Source organism: Pseudoalteromonas sp. SANK 73390, assembly GCF_054966645.1.
This window is the reverse complement of sequence record NZ_ARPN01000049.1, coordinates 64,048-86,574: the sequence shown is the minus strand read 5'-3', so window position 1 is coordinate 86,574 and position 22,527 is coordinate 64,048. Positions and strand designations below refer to the sequence as shown.

Below are 22,527 nucleotides of genomic sequence, written 5' to 3'. Positions count from 1 at the left end.
GATGAAGCAATTAAAAGGAGATTTTGACAGTATAGCGTCGTTGTTTACTCGATTTGCTAGGCATGTTGAATTACAGCCAAATAATGTTGCAGTAAGTGATGAGCATACGACGTTAACCTACTCAGAGTTAGCACAGAGTGCGACGCTTAAAGCGCATAACCTTAGGTTACGAGGTGTTAAACCTGGCGATAATGTTGGTATTTTATTAAATCGCTCGGTACAACAAGTCGTATCGGTTATTGCTATCTTGCAGCTTGGTGCTTGTTATGTACCGATTGACCCAGATTATCCAAGTGAGCGAGTCAATTGGATTTTAGATGCGGCACAGCCCAGTGCGATTATTATTACCCAAGATATTGCAGCACGATTTGCATTGTATGACATGGGTCATGATAAGCGACATTTACACTTAGTATCTGCTGAACATATTGATACCGAGCTGCAGCTGCAAAGTGATGTGTCTATTGAGCCTGTAAGACCTAATTGCCCTGCTTATATTATTTTTACCTCAGGCTCTACTGGCAAACCAAAAGGGGTTGCTGTGGGGCATGAGCAGGTATTAGCGCTACTTGACAGTGCCTTGGCAAAAATGGATGCGAGGGCTGGTGATGTATGGACCTTATTTCATTCTTTGGCGTTTGATTTTTCAGTATGGGAACTGTGGGGCGCTCTGAGTACGGGAGCAAGGCTTGAGATTGTACCGAAGAGTATTGCGTGGTCAGCATCAGCATTTTCAGACTTTTTAATAGATAAAGGTATTACGATACTCAATCAAACGCCCTCAGCATTTTATGGCTTAATAGATGTGCAAGGTAGTCTTGATAACACCGCCGAACCTTTGCCATTGCGGTACGTGATATTCGGTGGTGAGGCATTAAATTTAGATAGGCTCAAAAGCTGGTGGGCCAAATATCCTAAAGGACAGCCTGAGCTTGTTAATATGTATGGTATCACTGAGACCACCGTGCATGTTACATGGTTAACTTTACAGGAACATATGGACGCTTTGCAAAGCCCAATTGGCATTGGCTTAGAAAGTTTAGAGGTTATCTTGCTCAATGAAAATCTTGAGCAAGTTCATGAAGGTGAAGTTGGTGAGATTTACGTTGCGGGTGAACAACTAGCATATGGTTATCTTGGGCGCGCAGATTTAACAGCAACACGGTTTGTGGCAAGCCCTTTCCACCATGGAAAACGATTGTATCGTTCGGGTGACTTGGCTATGCGACAAGGCAGTAATTTGTATTACTTTGGCCGAGCAGATAGGCAGCTAAAAATACGAGGTTTTCGTATCGAACCGGCAGAAATAGAAGCCGTTTTGGAAACGCACAAAAGCGTTGAAAATGCGTTTATCATTCCCACACCCGTTAATCAGCATGGTTTAGTCGAAGGCTTACTGGCAGTACTGACAACCAAAGAGACTGATATTTCAAGTCAAGCACTCAAGGCACAGCTCAAAAGCCATATTGCTGAGCAACTGCCTGCCCATTATCTACCGACCGACTTTTTATTTGTTAGTGAATTGCCGTTAACGATAAACGGTAAGTTAGATATCGCGTTACTTCACAAACAGTGGCTATCAACGCAAAACACACTTAGCACTAAGCTTGAGCAGAGAATGCAGTTACTTAATGCTAGAAAACAACAATTGAACAATGCCGATGTTTAAACACAAAGGTACACAAAAAGTCACCAAGGAAAGAAATAAAGATGAACGATAAAACCCTTACAAATATTGTGCTTAAGCTTCAATCGCAAGTGGTAGAGCGATTAAATCTAGCGAAGCACTCTATTAATGAAGACAGCGACTTATTTGCTTTGGGGCTGGACTCATTGTCACTGATGTCTTTGGTATCTCAATGGCGCTCACAGGGTATTGACGTCAATTTTTCTCAGCTTGCAAAAACGCCTACTTTGATTGCATGGGCAAGGCAAATACGTGCAGGTGAAGATAAATTACAACAGGCAAATCAAACGTCACTCAATGGGTTACCAAATAACCGAATTGGTATTCAACCACATGCACCATTTCTACTTGCACCGATGCAATATGCCTATTGGGTAGGGCGTAACAAAAACCAACCTTTAGGTGGTGTTGCTGCACATTTATATTGTGAATTTCAGCTTGAAGCAAACAAAGCTGCAGAGTTTATTGACCCTGTACAATTAGAAAAAGCGATTAATCAATTAGTTAAAAGGCATAGTTCATTAAGACTCATTGTTGATGCTGAGGGCAATCAAATTCATCCTGCGACCTATGAAGCATATAAAGTGATGGTTACTGATTTGACTCAATACTCGCAATCGGATGCCGAAAATGAGTTGCAGAGATTGCGAGCATTATACTCAAGCCAGATGTTAGATATTGAAGCCGGGGAAGTCTTTTCTTTAGCATTAAGTTTATTGCCAGACGGTGGAAGTCGACTGCATTTTGACATTGATATGGTTGCTGCTGATGCACTGAGTTATCGAACATTATTAAAAGAGTTAGCGACACTTTATGGCCTTATTGATGCGCCTTTAGCTGAGTTACCCTTGAGTTACAAAGATTGTCGTACGGCAGCGAACCAGCAAGAGGCGTTCATTAAAGAAACATCAGGCAAGTGGTGGCAATCGCGCATTGCGAAGTTACCTGAAGGCCCCAAATTACCACTTGTTGAGAGTTTAAACACACAGCCAAACACCACGCGTCGACATTTTCACTTTGACCAAGCTTTAAAACTTAAATTCTATGAGTTGTGTAAAGCAAATGGGGTAACGCCCTCATCTGCCTTGGCGACAGTACTGGCAGAAACTATCGCAGGTTGGAGTGTCGAACCTCGCTTTTTACTGAACGTACCATTGTTTCAAAGACCGATGGGACAAGCTAATGTTTCAGGTGTGGCTGGTGACTTTAGTAGCTCAATTTTGGTGGATGTTGATGCGACTGGACCAGTTAAATTTTCACAATTGGCGCAACAACTGCAAACACGTATGCATGAAGACGCAGCACATGCTAATTATAGCGGGGTACATGTACTACGTGACTTAGGTCGAGCGAAAGGGAAACAAGTCACAGCGCCAGTTGTGTTTACGAGCGCCTTAAATCTTGGCGAGTTGTTTGCACCTGTGGTGGCTGACGTGTTCGGTGAGCCGATTTGGATCATTTCTCAAGGGCCGCAAGTTTTGCTCGATGCGCAAGTCACAGAGCTAAATGCAGGCGTGCTGGTAAATTGGGATTGCCGAGAAGATGCCTTTGAACCTGGAGTACTGGATGATATGTTTGCCTATTTTAGACAAACAGTTGAGAGCTTGGCAAGCAATCCATCTTATTGGCAGGACAGTATAAAGGTAGGTTTGCCTCAAGTGCGCACGAAGCCACGAAATGCAAATGTAACGGCGAGTAGACAGGTTGTTGTGCAAAAAACGCCACCGCGTAACCCATTGGAGCAAACCGTCGCAGCACTTTGGCAAGGTGTACTTGAGTGTGAAGAGGTTTTTGTTGAGCAGGATTTATTTGCCGCTGGTGGAGACTCGGTGTTGGCAAGCGCCTTAATCGCGCAGTTACGAGAAGTATTTGGTAATCATGCTATGGATATGAAAAAGCTGTTTTGCGCGCCGACTATTGCTGGAATAAGCGATACGATATTAACAGCGTGTGATAGCGAAGAAGTGGAAAGTATCGCGCAAGTGTATTGCGAAATATTGTCTTTAGATGATGAAGCATTGGCTGCACAACTGGAGGCGCAAATATGAGTCGCAATTTTTTATTGGATCCAGAATTAACGCCTTGGCCGCAAACACGAGTTGACCAATATATCAGCAAAGGTGTTTGGGGTGAGCAAACCTTATGGCAATGGATAGCAGAAAAACTCGCAGATTATGGCAATCAAACCGTGTTAAGTGGTGTTAGCTCAAGTAATAGCGGTGAAATATCTCTGTCTGGATTAGCGTTGCTCAAAAATGTACATTTTTGTGCCGTTAATCTACAAGCAAAGGGGCTAAGCAAAGGCGATAAAGTCATTGTGCAGATGGCTAATAATAATGAATTTGTGGTGCTGTTGTTTGCATTGCTATACATCGGGGTGATACCCGTGATGGCATTACCGGGCCACGGTCGAACAGAGATCAGTGCATTTGCAGAATTGACTGAGGCTAAGGCTTGGTTTGTCAATGACAAAGCAACCAGCTTTGACGTGGAAAAATTAGGCGTTGACTTACAGGCACAGCTACCAATTCTACAGGTGTTTGTTGAAGATGTGGCCTATACACAACATATCAATCTGAGTGAATTGTTTGCACCTTGTGCTGATCATGCCTTTATAGAACCTGCCACAGTTGATTGCGGCAGTATTGCATTGCTGCTGTGCTCTGGTGGAACAACCGGGATTCCAAAGCTAATACCCAGAACTCACAGAGATTACATCTACAACGCCCAGGCAAGTGCCGACGCTGCAAACCTCAATAGCAGCGATGTTTATCTCGTGGCCTTACCTAGCGCACATAATTTTCCGTTGGCGTGTCCGGGTATTCTTGGTGCGCTTTGTGCAAAAGCGCATGTTGTAATGGCAGCGCTGGGAGCGCCTGATATTGCCTTTGCGTATATTGATAAGTATCAGGTAACGGTCAGTGCTTTGGTGCCTAGCTTAGTGAATGCGTGGTTAGAGTATGCCCAAGTGGCTGTAACACCCGGTGCAAGCCTGCGTTTGTTACAAGTTGGTGGTGCCAAACTCGATGAGCGAATTGCTAGGCGTATCCCTAAAGAGCTTGGGTGTGAGTTGCAGCAAGTGTTTGGGATGGCTGAAGGACTATTAAATTTTACACAAAGCCAAGACCCACAAATTTTGAAGTATAAAACGCAGGGGCGACCACTAAGTGAATTTGATGAGGTCAAAGTAATTGATGAACATGGTAATGCGGTTGAACCGGGTCAAACAGGCCAGCTTTTAACACGTGGCCCTTATACTTTGAGAGGGTACTATCGCAATCCAACAGCTAATAAAAGCGCGTTCACAGCGGATGGCTTTTACCAAACAGGGGATTTAGTTAGGCAACTAAGGACAGGCCATCTGATGGTGGTGGGGCGCATTAAAGAGGTGGTGCGCCGCGCAGGAGAAGCGGTTGCGGTTGAGACCTTAGAGGCTTTATTAGTCGAACATGAAAGTATACAAGATATCGCCGTAGTAGGTTTGCCATGCAAATTACTGGGCGAAAAAACCTGTGCTGCCATTGTGCTGTCCAAGGGGGCACCTCAGGGAATAGAGATCAGTGAAATTAGGCAGTATTTAACAGAGCAGGGCGTTGCACGACATATGCTCCCTGATACGATGAGCTATGTGACAAGCATACCTATGACGGCTATAGGCAAAATTTCTCGAAAAAAACTAGCTCAAGAAATCCAAACAAAACAATCATAAATGTATAAAGGAAAATCTAGATGACAAACTCTTCAACTTCACCTCAATGGTTAGCTGATGAATATGAGCAAGGAAACGATGGTCAGTTTAAAGCGGCATTAGAGGCGCTTGATAAAATATCAGATGCAACTTTTCCTGATGAGCGCAAAGCGGTTGATGTGGGCTGTGGTAGTGGCAAATTTGCAGCATGTTTAGCACAACAAGGCTGGCGTGTAGATGCAACTGATGTTTCTGAATCAATGGTAGAAGCCACACAAAAACGGTGTATTGATTTACCTGTTAATGCTGCTGTGTGCGATGCAAGTAAGCTGACACTTGAAAAAAATCACTATGATTTAGTCACCAGTTTTTGGATGCTTCATTGGCTTGTTGATGCAACGCCTACGTTAAAGCAAATGGCCGATGCGGTAAAAGAAAACGGGTATGCTCTATTGCAATGGAGCTGTGGTCAGCCAAGAGCGCAAGGTTTTGTACTCAGAGATACCATTCAAGAGGTATTTGATAGACCAAAGTGGAGCTCTAAGCTTAAAGCTGCGCCTTTGACTATGTACCAACTCCCCATCGAAGATGTGACTGCTTTTTTTGAAAATAAAGGCTTTGAAGTGATCTCTGTGCGTGAAAATGTGCAAGTTGGTGGAGGCGAAACGCCAGAAAGCCTAAAGCGTGCTTTAAGATCCGCTGCATTTGCTGCGCAAACCGTGGTATTAGGCGATGAGGTGGATGAATTAATTGATGAGTGTCTTGCACTGCTGATGCAAAGAAATGCACTGCAAGTTGCTAATACTGAGCTCGTAGTTAAGCGTAAACGTTAGCTTGCTGCTAACAGCTGTGTGCTTGTCACAGCGGTTAAAAGATGGCTGAGCGAGTTATAGATTTAAGGAAAATGACTATTTTTACAGAACAATGTTTATTGCAATCAATTGATAGCCGAGTTGTGGCCTATACGCAGCAGTTAATTCAATTTGAGTCAATCACGCCTAATGACATGGGGTGTCAAACTTGGATAGCAAATAAGTTAAAGCAGCTTGGTGCTGAGATTGAACATTTTGAATGCAATGAGGTGAGCAGTTTAATTGCAACGATAGACTTAGGAGATGGTCCTGATATCGCCTTTTGTGGTCATACCGATGTTGTACCTATAGGTCATGAAAGTAAATGGGATGCACCGCCTTTTGCAGGTGAAATAATTGATCAGCACCTCATCGGCAGGGGAGTTGCTGATATGAAAGGAGGTATAGCTGCCGCTTTGGTGGCGGTGGAGGAAATCATCAAGCAAGGCACATGCGCTGGAAAGATATGGTTTTTGATCACCAGTGATGAAGAGGGCGAAGCGGAGTTTGGCACAAAACATATTGTCAATACGTTATCTCAACGTGATCAGCAGTTCGACTTTTGCATTGTTGGAGAGCCTACATCTGACAAAGTCTGTGGTGATACAATAAAGGTAGGGCGAAGAGGCGCGTTAAGTTTTGATGTCGTAATTAACGGAAAAAGCGGGCATGTTGCGTACCCAGAACAAGGTGTAAATGCCATTCATTTAGCTGGTGAAGTTGTACAGAACTTAACACAATATGATTGGCAGCAAGGTGAAAGTCGCAGACCTAGTACTACATTGCAAATAACCCATATAGACTCTGGTAAATGGAGTGATAATGTCATTCCTGATCAGGTTAAACTTAGCTTTAATGTTCGTTTTACAGAGCAATTTGACGAGCAGTCATTGATTAAAGTGGTTGATAAGATCGTCCGTAAAAGCACTTTGGATTATACTTGTAAAGCCTATCGTGGTTGCGTCCCATATTACTGTGATGAACCCACACGCTCAGAATTATCTTTCGTTAATATATGTCAGCAGGCAATCGCACAGTGCATTGGTGAAATACCAAGAATATCAACAAGTGGCGGCACATCTGATGGTCGGTTTGTGCGAGATATTTGCAATCAAGTGATAGAACTTGGGCTCACCAATTCAACTATTCATCAAGAAAATGAGCGAATTCATGTTAATGAGCTCAGCACCTTGTCCATTGTGTACTTCACAATATTTCGTAACGTGCTTGGTATGTAAAGTAAGTATCATCTGTTGTGATCTTGTTTAAACAAACATCGAGAAGCGGTTAAACAGTTTCTCGATGTTTGTAATTTATTCGCTGCTGCATTGTTTGGTGATGAGTGCATCTAATGTATTTGTATTAATACTGTCCGGCAGTAAATTTTTAGCTGCAAGCCAGTCAATTGCTTGTTCAATTGATGCTAAGATAGCCCCATCAATACCAAATGCTTTTTGTACGCTCATTTTACTCATTCTTGCATGTTCAGAAGGTGGAACGACAATAAGCATTGCTTGCACAAGTTCTTGCATATTTTCAGCCCCCCCTTCAGCCAACCATTGTTGCGTGATAGGTCCTGCTCCTTTTGGGTGAACCAAAGATGGCTCATCAAGGTAGACCCTGAGCACACAGAATGGGCGCTTATGAGCAAACCAAGTGTTCCACTTTTTTAGAGATTGTTTATGCATATCTAAATCACAGTTGCCCTGTGCAACGCTCACTGCTAGTGGCCATAGGCTGTCATCAAATTTAAGAATTGCCATAATTATCTTACTCACTAAGTAAAAACAAAAAAGTGATGCCGGGTGTTATGCCGACATCAATCAGTAGATTAGAAATTATACTCAAATCCAGCACTGATAGTACGAGGTTGATTGAGTACTGCTTTGTCAAACGCACTGTTTGGCTTATCACTATCTGCTGGGGCTGTACCCGGGTAGAGTGCAATAGGTGTATCGTTATCTAGCAAGTTTCTAATACTTAGATATAACTTAGTATCGTCATTAACATAATAATTAAAGCTCGCATCGACACTGATAAAACCATCAGTTTTGCTCTCTTGTAGGTTGGTAATTGTGGTATACCAACCATTGGTGTAATTTGAACTGATATTGGCTACCCAGTTTTTCGCTTGCCAAGATGCACCAAGTTTCATAGATAAAGAAGGCACCATAATAAGTGAATTGCCTTCTAAGCCTGAGTCAGGGTACTTGCTTATTTCAGAGTCTAATAATGCCAAGCTACCATTGATAGAAAGTTGCTGATTGAGGGCCCATCTACCCGTGAATTCAGCGCCAATAGTTTGCACTTGCTCAGCATTACGAACGACAAATGCTTCATCTCTGGTGTCGTTGGGGGTTAAATCGAAGGGCAATTGCATATCTTTGTAATCTGAGTAGAAAAAGTTTACAGAGGTATTAATATCGCCATTTAAAAATTGTTGTCGGCCATAGAGCTCCAAAGAGTTTACATATTCTTCGTCATATGAATAGTTTACGATTGGCATAGCAAAAGTAATACCTCCGCCTCCAGCGTTGTAGCCTCTAGAAAACTGTAGTCCTATCAAGTTGGTATCGCTAAGCTCATAACTTAGGCCTAGCTTAGGCAACAATGCACTGTAGTCATTATCTGCTTCAATATTAGCAATTGCTCTGCCAGGGTCACCACCACTGCGTTGTCGTGATTCTTTTTCATATCTTAAACCAGCAGTAAGCTCTAATTTATCAGAAAGTGGCACTGCACCTTCAACATAGGCTGCGATACCGTCGGTTTCATCTTTAAAGCTTTGTTTGGCTATAAATTGGATCCACTCGTCTTGCTTTGCTTGATACCAGCGTGTGCCGATCACCACTTCGCTGCCGTTTTGAGCGGTATATCTAATTCTTGGTTCAATTACATGCTCGGTTGAGTCAACTTCTGCTTTACTACCATCAGGGGTGGACTTTCGAGTAAAAGTAAAGTCGGTGATTGACGCAACGGCTTCAAAGCTTAAGTTGCTATAAAAATCATGGCTAAATTCGACCCCTAAACTTTGTGTGTCGGTAACATGCACAGGTTGCGCAGGGAAGTTTGAGCGCAGCTTTGCAAATGGTTGGTCTACTATTTCGCCATTAGGGCCCGAGTATTCGTTGTCAGTTAATGTAAAAACTAAGCGAGTATTGTTTTCATTTTTAGGTACGTACATTAATTTGGCACGTACTTGAGCGCCGTCGATATCCGCTGGGTCTGCTACTCCGGGGTAAGCGTCATAGGAAACAGGAGAGCGTTTTTGAAATTTATCTGCTGCAATTCTAAATGATAACGTGTCCGTTAGCGGCTGGTTAAATGTTGCTGATGCTCTTTTTTGATCTAGATTGCCCCCTTCAACACGTATTGCAAATTGCTGTTCAAAAGTGGGGTCGTTTGTTTGTACTCTGACCGTACCGGCAATGGCATTACGCCCTGCAAGAGTACTTTGCGGGCCTCTTAAAACTTCAACTTGTTTTAAATCCCAAATGCCAATATCGCTGAAAACAATTTCATTATAGGTCGCCGATCGCCCATCAATTTGCCAGTTTAAGCGAGGACGACTTCCTGCAAAAAAGGCATTGGCATTTTCAGCAGGTCCGGTGCCATCAACACCACGTACACTCGGTGCTTTACCCGTTCCTGTGACCATGGTGATATTTGGGATCTCGCTGAGAATGTCTCTCACTGTTCTAAGCTCAGGTCTAATAGCTAGTAATTCACTGTCGATAACGACCACACTATTACCTGTTTGTTGCAAGTTTCTGGAAAGTAATTCACCAGTAACTTCAATTATGGTCATGTCTTGGTGGGCTTGGTCTGGTGTCTGTAAACTTTGTTGAGCTATCGCAACTTGAGCTGTTGAACTTACAACTGCCAGAGAAATGACAATATCCTTGAGTTTCAAATTTTATCTCCATTGAATGTGAGTGTTATTGAGAATGGTTATTATTATAATTTACTTTAAGGGCATAAAACAATCTCTAATTGTTCGATTGTACCCTTTCCTATATTTGTGTTTTTTAAAGCGTGATTTCTCATATTAAAGTCTGTATAAAAAGACAAAATTGAAATGGGGGAATGACGAATGACCAAAATTGCTATTTTTGGTGCCAATGGGCGAATGGGTAAAGTGCTGTGTGAAGCGTGCTTAATGTCTAATGACTCAGAACTTGTTGCTGCATTAGTGCGACAAGAGCATGCACTCATTGGCAGCGAAGTTACGCATTTGATAAGCCAAGGCAAAACTGCATTAACCTATACAGGCGAATCTGACTTGGTAAATGATGTGGATGTAGCCATTGATTTTACACTGCCACTTGGTATGAAAAAGCACTTATCCTTAGCAATAGAAAGAAAGCTGCCTATCGTAATTGGTACAACGGGGCTCACTGCTCAAGATATGGCTGAACTCAAAGCAGCAGCGAAGCATATTCCTATTGTGTTTTCTCGTAACTTCTCGGTCGGTATTAATATACTGGAAAACTTGGTTAAAGTAGCGGCTCAGACCTTGAATGAAGACGTTGATATTGAAGTGTTTGAAGCACATCACAGGCATAAAGTTGATGCACCTTCGGGCACTGCATTGATGATAGGAGAGGCTATTGCTGAGGCTAAAGGATGGGAGCATGAGCAAGTAGCGCGGTACGATAGAACGACAGAGGAACAAGCAAAAGCTCAAAATGAAATCGGGTATTCAGTGCTCAGAGCGGGCGATATAGTAGGAGAACACACAGCTTACTTTGCAACTATGGGCGAAAGGCTTGAATTAACTCATAAAGCAACATCTCGCCTTACCTTTGCTACTGGTGCTGTAAGGGCTGCGAAGTGGTTGAGAAATAAGCCAAATGGACTTTATGACATGCAAGATGTGCTTGGATTGAAGTAGTAAACATGGTTTTTTGGCGCTTTGGTGTGTTTTTTTAATAAAACACGATGTTTTTAATGTTTTTGCTTGTTGGATTAGACGAATCTAAGAAATTACTATAGACTATAACGAATTTGCCAAAAATTAATAACTGCGTGTTACCAAGCGCTTTGTAAACGGGATGAAAAGCGTAACAGCTTGCTCCCGTTTTTTACCATTAGGAGGTTAACTTGACTAAATCCGCTCTGTTAGTCCTAGAAGACGGCACAGTGTTTCGCGGTACTGCAATCGGTGCTGACGGTATGTCAGTCGGTGAAGTAGTATTCAATACGTCTATGACTGGTTATCAAGAAATTTTGACAGACCCGTCTTACGCGGAACAGATCATAACGCTGACTTACCCACATATCGGTAATACCGGTACTAACAGTGAAGACGAAGAAGCGGACCAGATCTGGGCTAAAGGCCTAGTGATCCGTGATTTGCCTTTGCTTGCCAGTAATTTCCGCAACGAGCAATCATTAAGTGACTATCTTAAAGCTCGAAATATCCTAGGGATAGCTGATATCGATACGCGTAAGTTAACTCGTATTTTACGAGATAAGGGTGCGCAAAACGGCTGTATAATTGCCGGTGATACAGTGGGTGAACAGCACGCATTAGAGGCTGCAAAATCGTTCCCAGGTTTGAAAGGCATGGATTTAGCCAAAGTGGTGTGTACAAAAGAGCAGTACACTTTCAAAGAGTCAAGTTGGGCCCTTGGCGAAGGGTTTAAAACCCTAACGGCAGAAGAAGAAAAGTTTCACGTAGTCGCGTATGATTTTGGTGTTAAGAAAAACATCTTGCGTATGCTTGTAGACCGTGGCTGTAAATTAACGGTAGTGCCTGCAGAAACCTCCGCTGCAGACGTGTTGGCACTCAACCCTGATGGTATTTTCTTATCTAATGGCCCAGGTGACCCTGAGCCTTGCACTTATGCCATCGACGCAATTAAAGCATTCTTAGAGACTGAAACACCTATTTTCGGTATTTGCTTAGGTCATCAATTATTGGCATTAGCATCAGGTGCTCAGACGGCAAAAATGAAATTTGGACACCATGGTGGTAACCATCCAGTTAAAGACTTAGACCGTAACGTAGTTATGATCACAGCGCAAAACCATGGTTTTGCGGCTGATGAAGCCAGTTTACCAGATAAGCTACGTGCTACGCATGTATCATTGTTTGATGGCACGTTGCAGGGTATTCATCGCACAGACAAGCCAGCATTTAGCTTTCAGGGTCACCCTGAAGCAAGCCCCGGCCCACATGATGCGGCGCCGTTGTTTGACCATTTCATCGACCTAATGCACAAGCATAGAGCTTAATAGAGCGGAGTAAAAATGCCAAAACGTACTGATATTAAAAGCGTTCTTATCTTAGGCGCAGGGCCAATTGTCATTGGTCAGGCGTGCGAATTTGACTACTCTGGTGCACAAGCATGTAAGGCGCTAAGAGAAGAAGGCTATCGAGTTATTCTTGTAAACTCAAACCCAGCAACGATTATGACAGACCCAGAAATGGCTGATGCGACGTATATCGAGCCTATTCACTGGGAAGTTGTTGAGAAAATAATTGAAAAAGAAAAGCCGGATGCAGTGTTGCCAACAATGGGTGGACAGACTGCACTTAACTGTGCGCTTGATTTAGATAAGCACGGTGTATTGGCTAAACATGGCGTTGAGCTAATTGGTGCAACTGCTGATGCCATTGATAAAGCGGAAAACCGCGAACGTTTCGATGTGGCGATGAAAAATATCGGCCTTGAGTGTCCGCGTGCTGAGATTGCTCACACAATAACAGAAGCGCATGATGTACTGACGCGTATCGGTTTCCCATGTATTATTCGCCCTTCATTCACCATGGGTGGAACGGGCGGCGGTGTTGCTTACAACCAAGAAGAGTTCGACGAAATTTGTACTCGAGGTTTAGACCTGTCGCCAACCAGCGAGCTGCTAATTGATGAGAGCTTAATCGGTTGGAAAGAGTATGAGATGGAAGTGGTTCGTGATAAAAACGATAACTGTATTATCGTGTGTTCAATCGAAAACTTCGACCCTATGGGTGTTCATACCGGTGACTCAATCACCGTAGCGCCAGCGCAAACCCTAACTGACAAAGAATATCAAATTATGCGTAATGCCTCGATGGCTGTTTTACGTGAAATTGGTGTAGAAACGGGTGGTTCAAACGTGCAGTTTGGTGTGAATCCAGAAGATGGCCGTGTGGTTATCATTGAGATGAACCCGCGCGTATCGCGCTCATCAGCATTAGCATCAAAAGCAACGGGTTTCCCGATTGCTAAAATTGCAGCCAAACTTGCGATAGGCTACACACTTGATGAATTACAAAATGATATCACAGGTGGTGCAACACCTGCGTCATTTGAGCCATCAATTGACTACGTTGTAACGAAGATCCCACGTTTTAACTTTGAAAAGTTTGCTGGCGCGAATGACCGTTTAACGACTCAGATGAAGTCGGTAGGCGAAGTTATGGCGATTGGCCGTAATCAGCAAGAGTCACTACATAAAGCATTACGTGGTTTAGAGGTTGGGGCGACTGGTTTTAACCCGATTGTTGCGCTGGATGACCCTAAAGCCAAAGAAACGATTATCCGTGAATTACGCGAACCCGGTGCTGAGCGTATTTGGTATGTTGCCGATGCCATGCGCCATGGTATGAGCGTTGAAGATGTATTTGAGTTGTCTAAAATAGACCCTTGGTATTTGGTACAAATTGAAGACATTATCAAAGATGAAGCGACTATTGCCGAAGTTGGCCTTGCAGGTTTAAATAAAGACTTTTTACGCCGCTTGAAGCGTAAAGGCTTTGCTGATGAGCGCATTGCAGAAATAGCAGGTGTATCTGAAAAAGAAATTCGTAAAAAGCGTCATCAGTTAAATATCGTGCCAGTGTACAAACGCGTTGATACGTGTGCTGCTGAATTTAGTTCAGACACCGCGTATATGTACTCTACCTATGACGAAGAGTGTGAAGCAAACCCGACTGACAACGACAAGATCATGGTTATTGGCGGTGGTCCGAATCGCATCGGTCAAGGGATTGAATTTGACTACTGTTGTGTACATGCGGCGCTTGCAATGCGTGAAGACGGTTATGAAACTATCATGGTTAACTGTAACCCTGAAACTGTTTCAACAGACTATGATACGTCAGATAGATTGTTCTTTGAGCCAATCACCCTTGAAGATGTGCTTGAGATTGTTCGTGTTGAAAAGCCAAAAGGTGTGATTGTGCAGTATGGTGGTCAAACGCCATTGAAACTTGCCCGTGCACTTGAGGCAAATGGCGTGCCAATCATTGGTACTTCTCCAGATGCCATTGACCGTGCTGAAGACCGTGAGCGTTTTCAGCAAATGGTTGAGCGCTTGAATTTACTACAACCTGAAAATGCAACGGTGACATCACTTGAAGAAGCGATTGCCAAGTCACAAGAAATCGGTTTCCCATTGGTTGTTCGTCCATCATATGTACTCGGTGGTCGTGCTATGGAAATTGTTTACGACGAAGATGATTTACGTCGTTATATGACTGAAGCCGTGCAAGCGTCAAATGAAGCACCTGTGCTTTTAGACCGCTTTTTGGATGATGCAATTGAAGTTGACGTAGATGCGATTTGCGATGGTGAGCAAGTTATCATTGGCGGCATTATGGAGCACATTGAGCAAGCGGGTGTTCACTCTGGTGACTCAGCGTGTTCTTTACCAGCACATTCATTATCTGAAGAGATCCAAGATGTGATGCGCAAGCAAGTGACAGATATGGCTCTTGAGCTAGGCGTAATCGGTTTGATGAATACACAGTTTGCTGTGAAAGATGGTGAAGTTTACTTAATCGAAGTAAACCCACGTGCTGCGCGTACCGTACCGTTTGTGTCTAAAGCAACGGGTGTTGCATTGGCAAAAGTAGCCGCTCGTTGTATGGCTGGTCAATCATTAGCAAGCCAAGGTATTACTGAAGAAGTTATTCCACCATACTACAGTGTAAAAGAAGTGGTATTGCCATTTGCTAAGTTTCAAGGTGTAGACCCATTACGAGGCCCTGAGATGCGCTCAACAGGTGAAGTAATGGGAGTTGGTGAAAACTTCGCCGAAGCGTTTGCAAAAGCGCAATTAGGCGCGGGAAATGCTTTACCGCGAGGTGGTCGCGCGCTACTATCTGTGCGCAATAGCGACAAGTCACGTGTTGTTGAACTAGCTAAAATCATGTCAGAGATTGGTTTTGAGTTAGATGCAACAAAGGGTACTGCTAAAGCGTTAGAAGAAGCAGGCATTGAAGTGCGTCGCGTGAACAAGGTATACGAAGGTCGTCCTCACATTCTTGATAGAATCAAAAATGGTGAGTACAGCTACATAGTAAATACCACCGAAGGTCGCCAAGCGATCGAAGACTCGAAGGTGTTACGTCGTGGTGCGTTGCAACATAAAACAAACTACACAACCACGCTTAACGCAGCATTTGCGAACTGCTCTGCACACGCTGCAGATGACAGAAGCACAGTAAATTCTGTACAAGAGCTACACCAACGATTGAACTAAGAACTAAACCAAGGCCAAAGGGCCTTGGTGTTAAGTGAGATACTTATGCAATCAATTCCGATGACAGTACGAGGCGAGCAGTTGCTTCGTGATGAACTAAACCATTTAAAATCGGTTGTTCGTCCACAAATAGTTGCCGATATCGCAGATGCGCGAGAGCACGGCGACTTAAAAGAAAATGCTGAATATCATGCAGCGCGTGAACAGCAAGGTTTTTGCGAAGGTCGAATTCAAGAAATTGAAGCGAAGCTTTCGACTTCTCAAGTCATTGACGTTACTAAGATAGAAAATAACGGCAAGGTTATTTTTGGTACTACCGTAACTATTTGTAATGTCGATACAGATGAAGAACTAAAATACCGCATCGTGGGCGATGATGAAGCTGATATTAAAAGTAATTTGATATCCGTTAACTCACCGATCGCACGTGGCTTAATAGGTAAAGAGTTAGATGATACAGCTAATATTCAAACACCCAATGGCGCGGTAGAGTTTGAAATCATCGAAGTTGAATATCTATAACTTATTTATTGATTTAGTTATAAAAAAACCGAGCTTAGGCTCGGTTTTTTTATTATGTTATCAGCAATTCCCCTTGACTCAGTAGTTGCATTTGTGCGAATTTTAGAGACGGACATACTATGTCTTTCTGCCTGTGCAGGTTAAACAGAGGTTTGAGAGTCAATGTATAAAAGCTATAATAATTAACCGCTAAGATATTTCAGTTCTCACTGAAGATATTAAATGGAGTTTTGATAGAAATGGATTATTTAAATACCGCTTTTACTTTCCCCACGCTTATATTTAGCGTCTTGATGCTTATCGTACTTTGCTTTTGGTTAATAACCATTTTTGGTTTTGCAGACATTGATATGTTTGAAGCAGATCTTGAGTTAGAGGCCCAAGGGCAGCAAGGAGATAGTGACGTATCAGGCTCAATTGTTAAATTTGGGTTTGGAGATTTACCAATTACTGTATCGATATCACTTGTGGTTATGTTGAGTTGGTTGGTGAGTATGTATGCCCATCAAGCCTTTGCTTATTTGCTAGGTGATGGTGTTACGTTTTATGTCATGGGTGCCGTGATGGTATTAACAAGCATAGCAGTTGCAGTACCACTTGCGATGCTATTGGGCAAACCCTTAGGTCGTTTTTTTGAAAGTAAAGAAACGGCCAGTAAAGTGGATGTGCTCGGAATGGAGTGTGTTATTGCAACTTCCAAAGTAACCCATTCTTTTGGTCAAGCACGAATTACTTTTCAAGGTGCTGAACAGCTCATTGAAGTAAGAGTGCAAGGAGAAGAAGAGTTTAAACGAGGTGATACGGGCGTATTAATTGAGCATGATAGTACAACACACAGTTATGTGATAACGACTAAGCCTTGGTAACTTCACAGTGTAATTCAATCTACAAAAGATAAATAAGTTAGGAAAGAACATGGAATTTATAGACAATTTAATGCCCGTTTTTACAATTGTTGGGGTGGCAATATTAGTTATCTTTGCAATTTTGCTGATGGTAGGGAAGTTTTATCGCAAAGTTGAGCAGGGGCAGGCATTGATCATCAATAAGATGAAAAATGAGCCTGATATTACTACGACAGGGGGCATTGTTTACCCTGTAATTCATAAAATGGAAGTAATGGATATTTCTACTAAACGCATGGTGTTAGAACGCCGTGATAAAGGCGGTCTGATCTGTAAAGATAATATCCGTGCTGATATTGCAATTACTTTTTATATCCGTGTGAACGAGAATAAAGAAGATATCTTACGCGTTGCTAAACAAGTAGGTTGTGCTCGCGCATCTGCACCAGAGACATTGCAAGAGCTATTTGAAGCAAAATTCTCAGAAGCATTAAAAACAGTCGGTAAGCAATTGAATTTTGTTGAGCTATTCACACATCGTGATGAGTTTAGAGACAAAATCAAAGAAGTGATAGGTCAAGATTTATCAGGTTATACACTCGAAGATGTAGCTATAGACTACCTAGAGCAAACTTCAATTAGTAAGCTTGATGCACAAAATATTTTAGATGCTGAGGGTATTCGTCGTATTACTGAAATGACTGCTGAACAAAATGTATCGACCAATCAGTTAAAGTGCGACGAAAAAGCGAAGATTGAAATTCAAAATCAAGAAGCGACTGAGAAATCCTTGGAAATTGAGCGTCAAAAACAAGATGCTATGGCACGTCAAAGTCGCGAAATTGAAACTGTCAAAGCCAGAGAGCAAGCAGAAGCCGAGCGAGTGCGTCAAGAAGAGCGATTAAAATCAGAACAAGCCCGCCTTGAGACGGACCAAGCAATCGAAATTGCACAGCAAAACAAGCAACGTGAAATTGATATAGCAGAGCAAAACCGTCTGCGCGTACTGGCTATTGAAGAAGAAAAAGTTGCACGTTCAAGAGAAATTGAAGTAATAGAGCGTGAACGAGAGACTGATATTTTACGCATTAATAAAGAGAAGGCACTAGAAGTTGAACGCAAAGAAATAGCTGATGTGGTCCGTGATAGAGTGATTGTTGATAAAACAGTGGCTGAAGAGCAAGAGCGGATCAAAGATGTGCAAGTGATTGCTGAGGCTGAACGTGAAAAACAAGCGTTAATTATTCGTGCCAAAGCTGAAGCAGAGGAAGCACTTGTAAAAGACATTGAAGCTGCAAAGGCGCAAGAGCAAGCTGCTGAATTCAAAGCCAGAGAGCTAGAAAAAATGGCTGAAGTTGAACTGAGAATCGCAAATCAGCAAGCTGAATCTATGAAAATTCTAGCGCAAGCTCAGCAGGTAGAAACCGCCGCTCAAGGTTTAGCAGAAGCGGATGTTATTAAAGCGAAAGCAGATGCTAATGCAGCACATGGTGATACTGAAGCACATGTATTGCGCATGAAGCTTGAAGCACAAGCACAAGGTAATCGTGAGATTGGCTTAGCAGATGCTCAAGTGCAAACTGCGATGGCAGAAGCGGTTGAAAGGCAAGGTGAAGCCGAGGCGGTTGCACTTGAACGCAGAATGTCGGCTGAAGCCAAAGGGTTAGAAGAAAAGTTAACTGCGCTGAATGCCATGAACCAAGAAGCCCGAGATTATGAAAGTTACACCATGGAGCTTAATCAGCAAAAAGAGCTAACATTGGCACAGATTAGCGCCAATAGAGATATTGCTGAGCACCAGGCGCAGGTGTTAAGCAAAGCGCTAGCAGATGCAGATATTAATATCATGGGCGGTGATGGCCAGTTCTTGAAGCAGTTTATGGGGGCAATTACTCTAGGTAAATCGCTTGATGGCTTAGTGGATGAAAGTGATACAGTGCAGAAGGTGTTTAAAGGGCACTTGTCTGGAGAGCGCAACTTGATAGAAGATTTAAAAGGTTTACTTGCCGGTGCAAATGGGTCAGCCGAAACCTTGAAAAACTTTAATATGAGTAAGTTGCTAGGTCAGTTAGCAAGTAATACATCGGACGCAGAGAAAGCGCAATTACTTAATTTGTTACAAGGTGCTCAGCAAAGCACAAGTAATGGCGCAGAGCCAATTGAAATTAAAGATTAAGTATTAATTTTCACTATAGAGTAAGCCACAGGAGATGTGTTTGTTAAGTGGCTTCACTCAACCCCAATCAGGTATGTCACTCTTTTATACCGATATGATGATAAATCACACGACAGGACAGTATTAATGACGGATGCAACCGAGCAGCAAGCACTGGAACAGGGCTCATATGAGTTAATTAAAAGACGCCTCAATAACTTTGGTAATCAATTAAAAGAACAAACAGATAAATTGAATAACCAACGTATTGATGAGTTTGGTAATTGTGACCTTAAAGTGGCTGGTCGAGTTCGGGTGCGAACTGAGCACAATTGTATCCCTCGCGATATTGTAATTGTGGGTGATAAAGTTATTTTTGCCTATAACGTGTTCCTTGGGCTTAAAAAGAATATTCATATTAGTGACGTATTTAGCGTTCATAAGCTGGTGAGCCAAAATGAGCACTTTGAAGTTGAACCGTATCCCCAAGAAACGCGGTTTCTGACTGATGCGCGCTTTTTGAGAGATTTTGAAGAGCTTTATACCTACTATAAAGAATCCAGATTGCAGCACCTTTATAAACAAAATGGCAAACTGTTTGCTCTTTTTCAAGTGGGCGATAAGCTCACCGATGTCAAAGTGTTCCGCTGGCAAATTGATGTCGACAATACCATTAATTATATTGATAACCGTGGTGATAAAGACATAACCGTAAAGCAAAATTATGATTTTGAGTGGATAACAACGGACCGTTCAAATCATGTTGAAGGGCGCTTTCCACATGTGAGCTTAGCTGACAAAGTATTTATTGAGTCTATTGGTGGGTATTTAACTGTTAAGGTTGAGAATAATACCGATGATGGACAGGGCATATACCAAGAGCCGGTTGAAGACAAAAACCAGTCTTTAGCTGACTGCACCATTGCATACGCGCAGCTTGGTGAGCTTATATTAATTAAAGCCTTACCTTATAGAGAGAAGGCTTGGCGCTACTATATTTTTAATTGCCGCTCAAACGAGGTACTACGCCAAGATGCAATAGGGGATGCATGTGTTTGCTTACCACAAGATCATGGTATTATTTTTCCTGGTGGCTATTACCTGCAATCAGGGCAGACTCGCTCTTTTGACCACAGCACGGCCAACTTAGAGTTTCATCGACAAATAAAATCGCCCAATGGGGAAGATGTACTGTATGTATTTTATGAGCCGCAAGAGGGGCGTTATGCGCTATTTGCTTATAATATCATTGAAAAAAACCTGCAGAACCCGATTTATTGCCATGGCTATGGGCTCTATGATAATGGCCAAGTATTAACCTTTAAAGCCGATAAAGATGAAGCCGAGCGTATCCACCCAATGCAAATTTGGGACAGTGCGTTTACCTCTGCAGAATATGCAAGCAACACGCCACCTGCCACAACACAACTTGGAAAAATAGGTAATCCAGATTTAGTGAGAGGGTTATCAGACTTATACAGTGTGCATAAGGCAATTAATGAGCAAAGTCCAAGTGTTTATCACTATGAAGACTTAATTGCTCTTTCAAGAAATATATTCGACCGCTACCACTGGCTAAGTGAGCCAGCATTTCAAGCAATTCAAAACACCTTACATGATATTTTTGAAACATCAGAGCAGGTTTTGGATGAGTTTGAAAAAATCACTCAGATCCAAGTTAAAGCAAAGCAGGCCGTCAGTGATATTGAACAAGAATACCAAGCGGTAATTCGTGAAATTAGGCCGGATAGTTTCAAACAAACCGCTCAGTTTGTTGCGGGATTGAACGCTTTAAAGTTACTCACTGGTAAAGTCATAGGCCAGCAAGACATTAAGTTTATTGATTTAAGTGCGCTTGATACGATAAAAGCAAATATTAGTGAAAATATTGCGTCGTTGAGTTTAGCAACGGCAAACTTTTTACAACATGAGCAAGCATTGCAACCTTATCATGACAAGCTTAATGAATTGGCGCAATTAAGTGAACATAGTGAGAGTGTGTCGCAGTTAAAAAACTATGTTGTTGAACTCGATAAGCAAAGTACAGAGCTCGATTTACTTAACCATACAATGCTTGATTTAGAGATTGAAGATAGCCGAGTTAGAACCAAGATTCTTGAAGATATTAGCGGCGTTTATGCTTTGGTAAACCGCGCTAAAGCCAGTATTGAGATCAAGCAAAAAAGCTTGGGGAGTGTAGAAGCAAGTGCTGAGTTTTCAGCGCGTTTTAAGCTGTTTTCGCAAAGTATCACTAATGCATTAAACAATGCAAAAACACCACAAAGCTGTGATGAGCAGCTATCGCGTTTGCTTATTCAACTGGAAGAGCTGGAGTCACATTTTGGTGACTTTGATGAATTTTTAACAGAAATTACAGCCAAGCGAGATGATGTTTATGAAAGCTTTGAAGCACATAAACAAAGTTTAATCGACCAAAGACAGCGCCGTTGCTTAAGCTTAGCAAATGCTGCTGAGCGTATTTTGCAAGGAGTCTCTAGGCGAGCACACGCTTTTACGCAATTAGATGATTTGAATACTTACTTTGCAGCTGATCCGATGATCAGCAAGCTCAGATCATTAACTGATGAGTTAAAATCTTTAGGGGATGAAATACGTGCACAGGACATTCAAGGTAAATTAAAAGCACATAAAGATCAAGGCGTTCGCTCACTTAGAGATAAGCTTGATATTTACACCGATGGTGGCAATACACTGAGTATTGGCAAGCACGCATTTAGTGTAAATAAACAGCTACTCGATCTTACTTTGTTACCACGTGATGAGCAGTTAATGCTGCACTTAACTGGCACTGATTATTTTGAGCCTATAGAAGATGACGCGGCGCTTGAAACACTAAATGCATCTCGACATTTGTGGCAACAATCTTTAGTGTCTGAAAGTGATGAAGTTTATCGTGGTGAGTATTTGGCTGCGCAAATTTTAGCAACGGCTCAAACCCCAAATAGTCACTTATCTTTTGATACATTATTCTTGGCACAAAGCAGTGGTGAGCTATTGAGTATTGTGCAAAACTTTGCACAGCCTCGTTATCAAGAAGGATATGAAAAAGGCATCCATGACCATGATGCACATGCGATTCTTGACGCACTACTTAGCCAAAAAAAGCACTTAGATTTATTAATTTACCCTGCCAGTTGTCGAGTGGTTGCACAGCTATATGCACAGCAGCTAGAGCAGAGTAAACGGCTTGCACGCTGTCATCAAGCCCGCAATGCGCTGTTGATGCACAAGCACTTTCATCGGGAGAGTTTATTCAATCACTGACCGCGCAACTGACAGAAGAA

At 42.5% G+C, this 22,527-nt stretch carries 14 protein-coding genes; 12 read left to right on the top strand and 2 right to left on the bottom strand.

Features of this window, described 5'->3' with window-relative positions:
• Window position 1: 1 nt before the first annotated feature.
• The 5 genes from SANK73390_RS06085 (at window position 2) to dapE (ending at window position 7,464) form a co-directional block, all read left to right on the top strand.
• Window positions 2-1,669, top strand: a complete 1,668-nt coding sequence (locus SANK73390_RS06085) for an amino acid adenylation domain-containing protein (RefSeq protein WP_462764664.1) — start codon at window positions 2-4, stop codon at window positions 1,667-1,669.
• A 41-nt stretch (window positions 1,670-1,710) separates the two neighbouring features.
• Window positions 1,711-3,735, top strand: coding sequence for a condensation domain-containing protein (locus SANK73390_RS06080; RefSeq protein WP_462764663.1), 2,025 nt, complete (start codon window positions 1,711-1,713; stop codon window positions 3,733-3,735).
• Window positions 3,732-5,396, top strand: a complete 1,665-nt coding sequence (locus SANK73390_RS06075) for a (2,3-dihydroxybenzoyl)adenylate synthase (protein WP_462764661.1) — start codon at window positions 3,732-3,734, stop codon at window positions 5,394-5,396. Before SANK73390_RS06080 ends, SANK73390_RS06075 begins: the two co-directional genes overlap by 4 nt.
• Window positions 5,397-5,416: 20 nt before the next feature.
• Window positions 5,417-6,208: a class I SAM-dependent methyltransferase gene (locus tag SANK73390_RS06070; protein WP_462764659.1), complete on the top strand. Its 792-nt coding sequence runs from the start codon at window positions 5,417-5,419 to the stop codon at window positions 6,206-6,208.
• 71 nt (window positions 6,209-6,279) lie between these two features.
• Entirely contained in the window at window positions 6,280-7,464 is a 1,185-nt protein-coding gene (dapE, locus tag SANK73390_RS06065) for a succinyl-diaminopimelate desuccinylase (RefSeq protein WP_462764658.1), read from the top strand.
• 75 nt (window positions 7,465-7,539) lie between these two features.
• On the opposite strand, the gene SANK73390_RS06060 is transcribed toward dapE, so the two are convergent.
• On the bottom strand, window positions 7,540-7,989 hold the full coding sequence (locus tag SANK73390_RS06060) for a hypothetical protein (protein ID WP_462764656.1): 450 nt from the start codon (window positions 7,987-7,989) through the stop codon (window positions 7,540-7,542).
• A 68-nt stretch (window positions 7,990-8,057) separates the two neighbouring features.
• Window positions 8,058-10,139, bottom strand: coding sequence for a TonB-dependent receptor (locus tag SANK73390_RS06055; RefSeq protein WP_462764655.1), 2,082 nt, complete (start codon window positions 10,137-10,139; stop codon window positions 8,058-8,060).
• Between the two features lie 180 nt (window positions 10,140-10,319).
• Here SANK73390_RS06055 and dapB point away from each other — a divergent pair, with 180 nt between their 5' ends.
• The 7 genes from dapB (at window position 10,320) to SANK73390_RS06020 (ending at window position 22,507) form a co-directional block, all read left to right on the top strand.
• Window positions 10,320-11,120 (top strand): 4-hydroxy-tetrahydrodipicolinate reductase, encoded by an 801-nt coding sequence (gene dapB / locus SANK73390_RS06050; protein ID WP_462764653.1) that lies wholly within the window; start codon window positions 10,320-10,322, stop codon window positions 11,118-11,120.
• A gap of 209 nt (window positions 11,121-11,329) precedes the next feature.
• Entirely contained in the window at window positions 11,330-12,466 is a 1,137-nt protein-coding gene (carA, locus tag SANK73390_RS06045) for a glutamine-hydrolyzing carbamoyl-phosphate synthase small subunit (RefSeq protein WP_462764651.1), read from the top strand.
• Between the two features lie 15 nt (window positions 12,467-12,481).
• On the top strand, window positions 12,482-15,700 hold the full coding sequence (carB, locus tag SANK73390_RS06040) for a carbamoyl-phosphate synthase large subunit (protein WP_261592690.1): 3,219 nt from the start codon (window positions 12,482-12,484) through the stop codon (window positions 15,698-15,700).
• Between the two features lie 45 nt (window positions 15,701-15,745).
• Window positions 15,746-16,222: a transcription elongation factor GreA gene (gene greA / locus SANK73390_RS06035; RefSeq protein WP_261592881.1), complete on the top strand. Its 477-nt coding sequence runs from the start codon at window positions 15,746-15,748 to the stop codon at window positions 16,220-16,222.
• 239 nt (window positions 16,223-16,461) lie between these two features.
• The gene (locus tag SANK73390_RS06030; RefSeq protein WP_462764648.1) at window positions 16,462-17,088 is read left to right on the top strand and encodes a DUF1449 domain-containing protein; all 627 of its coding nucleotides are present in this window, start codon (window positions 16,462-16,464) and stop codon (window positions 17,086-17,088) included.
• A 49-nt stretch (window positions 17,089-17,137) separates the two neighbouring features.
• The gene (locus SANK73390_RS06025; RefSeq protein WP_462764647.1) at window positions 17,138-19,243 is read left to right on the top strand and encodes a hypothetical protein; all 2,106 of its coding nucleotides are present in this window, start codon (window positions 17,138-17,140) and stop codon (window positions 19,241-19,243) included.
• Window positions 19,244-19,369: 126 nt separating this feature from the next.
• Window positions 19,370-22,507, top strand: a complete 3,138-nt coding sequence (locus SANK73390_RS06020; protein WP_462764645.1) for a DNA repair ATPase — start codon at window positions 19,370-19,372, stop codon at window positions 22,505-22,507.
• Window positions 22,508-22,527: the final 20 nt, after the last annotated feature.

What these genes read in the sequence shown, in the direction of transcription:
- SANK73390_RS06085 (WP_462764664.1), top strand. Translation starts at nt 2, where the DNA reads ATGAAGCAATTAAAAGGAGATTTTGACAGTATAGCGTCGTTGTTTACT.
- SANK73390_RS06080 (WP_462764663.1), top strand. Translation starts at nt 1,711, where the DNA reads ATGAACGATAAAACCCTTACAAATATTGTGCTTAAGCTTCAATCGCAA.
- SANK73390_RS06075 (WP_462764661.1), top strand. Translation starts at nt 3,732, where the DNA reads ATGAGTCGCAATTTTTTATTGGATCCAGAATTAACGCCTTGGCCGCAA.
- SANK73390_RS06070 (WP_462764659.1), top strand. Translation starts at nt 5,417, where the DNA reads ATGACAAACTCTTCAACTTCACCTCAATGGTTAGCTGATGAATATGAG.
- dapE (WP_462764658.1), top strand. Translation starts at nt 6,280, where the DNA reads ATGACTATTTTTACAGAACAATGTTTATTGCAATCAATTGATAGCCGA.
- SANK73390_RS06060 (WP_462764656.1), bottom strand. Translation starts at nt 7,989, where the DNA reads ATGGCAATTCTTAAATTTGATGACAGCCTATGGCCACTAGCAGTGAGC.
- dapB (WP_462764653.1), top strand. Translation starts at nt 10,320, where the DNA reads ATGACCAAAATTGCTATTTTTGGTGCCAATGGGCGAATGGGTAAAGTG.
- carB (WP_261592690.1), top strand. Translation starts at nt 12,482, where the DNA reads ATGCCAAAACGTACTGATATTAAAAGCGTTCTTATCTTAGGCGCAGGG.
- greA (WP_261592881.1), top strand. Translation starts at nt 15,746, where the DNA reads ATGCAATCAATTCCGATGACAGTACGAGGCGAGCAGTTGCTTCGTGAT.
- SANK73390_RS06030 (WP_462764648.1), top strand. Translation starts at nt 16,462, where the DNA reads ATGGATTATTTAAATACCGCTTTTACTTTCCCCACGCTTATATTTAGC.
- SANK73390_RS06025 (WP_462764647.1), top strand. Translation starts at nt 17,138, where the DNA reads ATGGAATTTATAGACAATTTAATGCCCGTTTTTACAATTGTTGGGGTG.
- SANK73390_RS06020 (WP_462764645.1), top strand. Translation starts at nt 19,370, where the DNA reads ATGACGGATGCAACCGAGCAGCAAGCACTGGAACAGGGCTCATATGAG.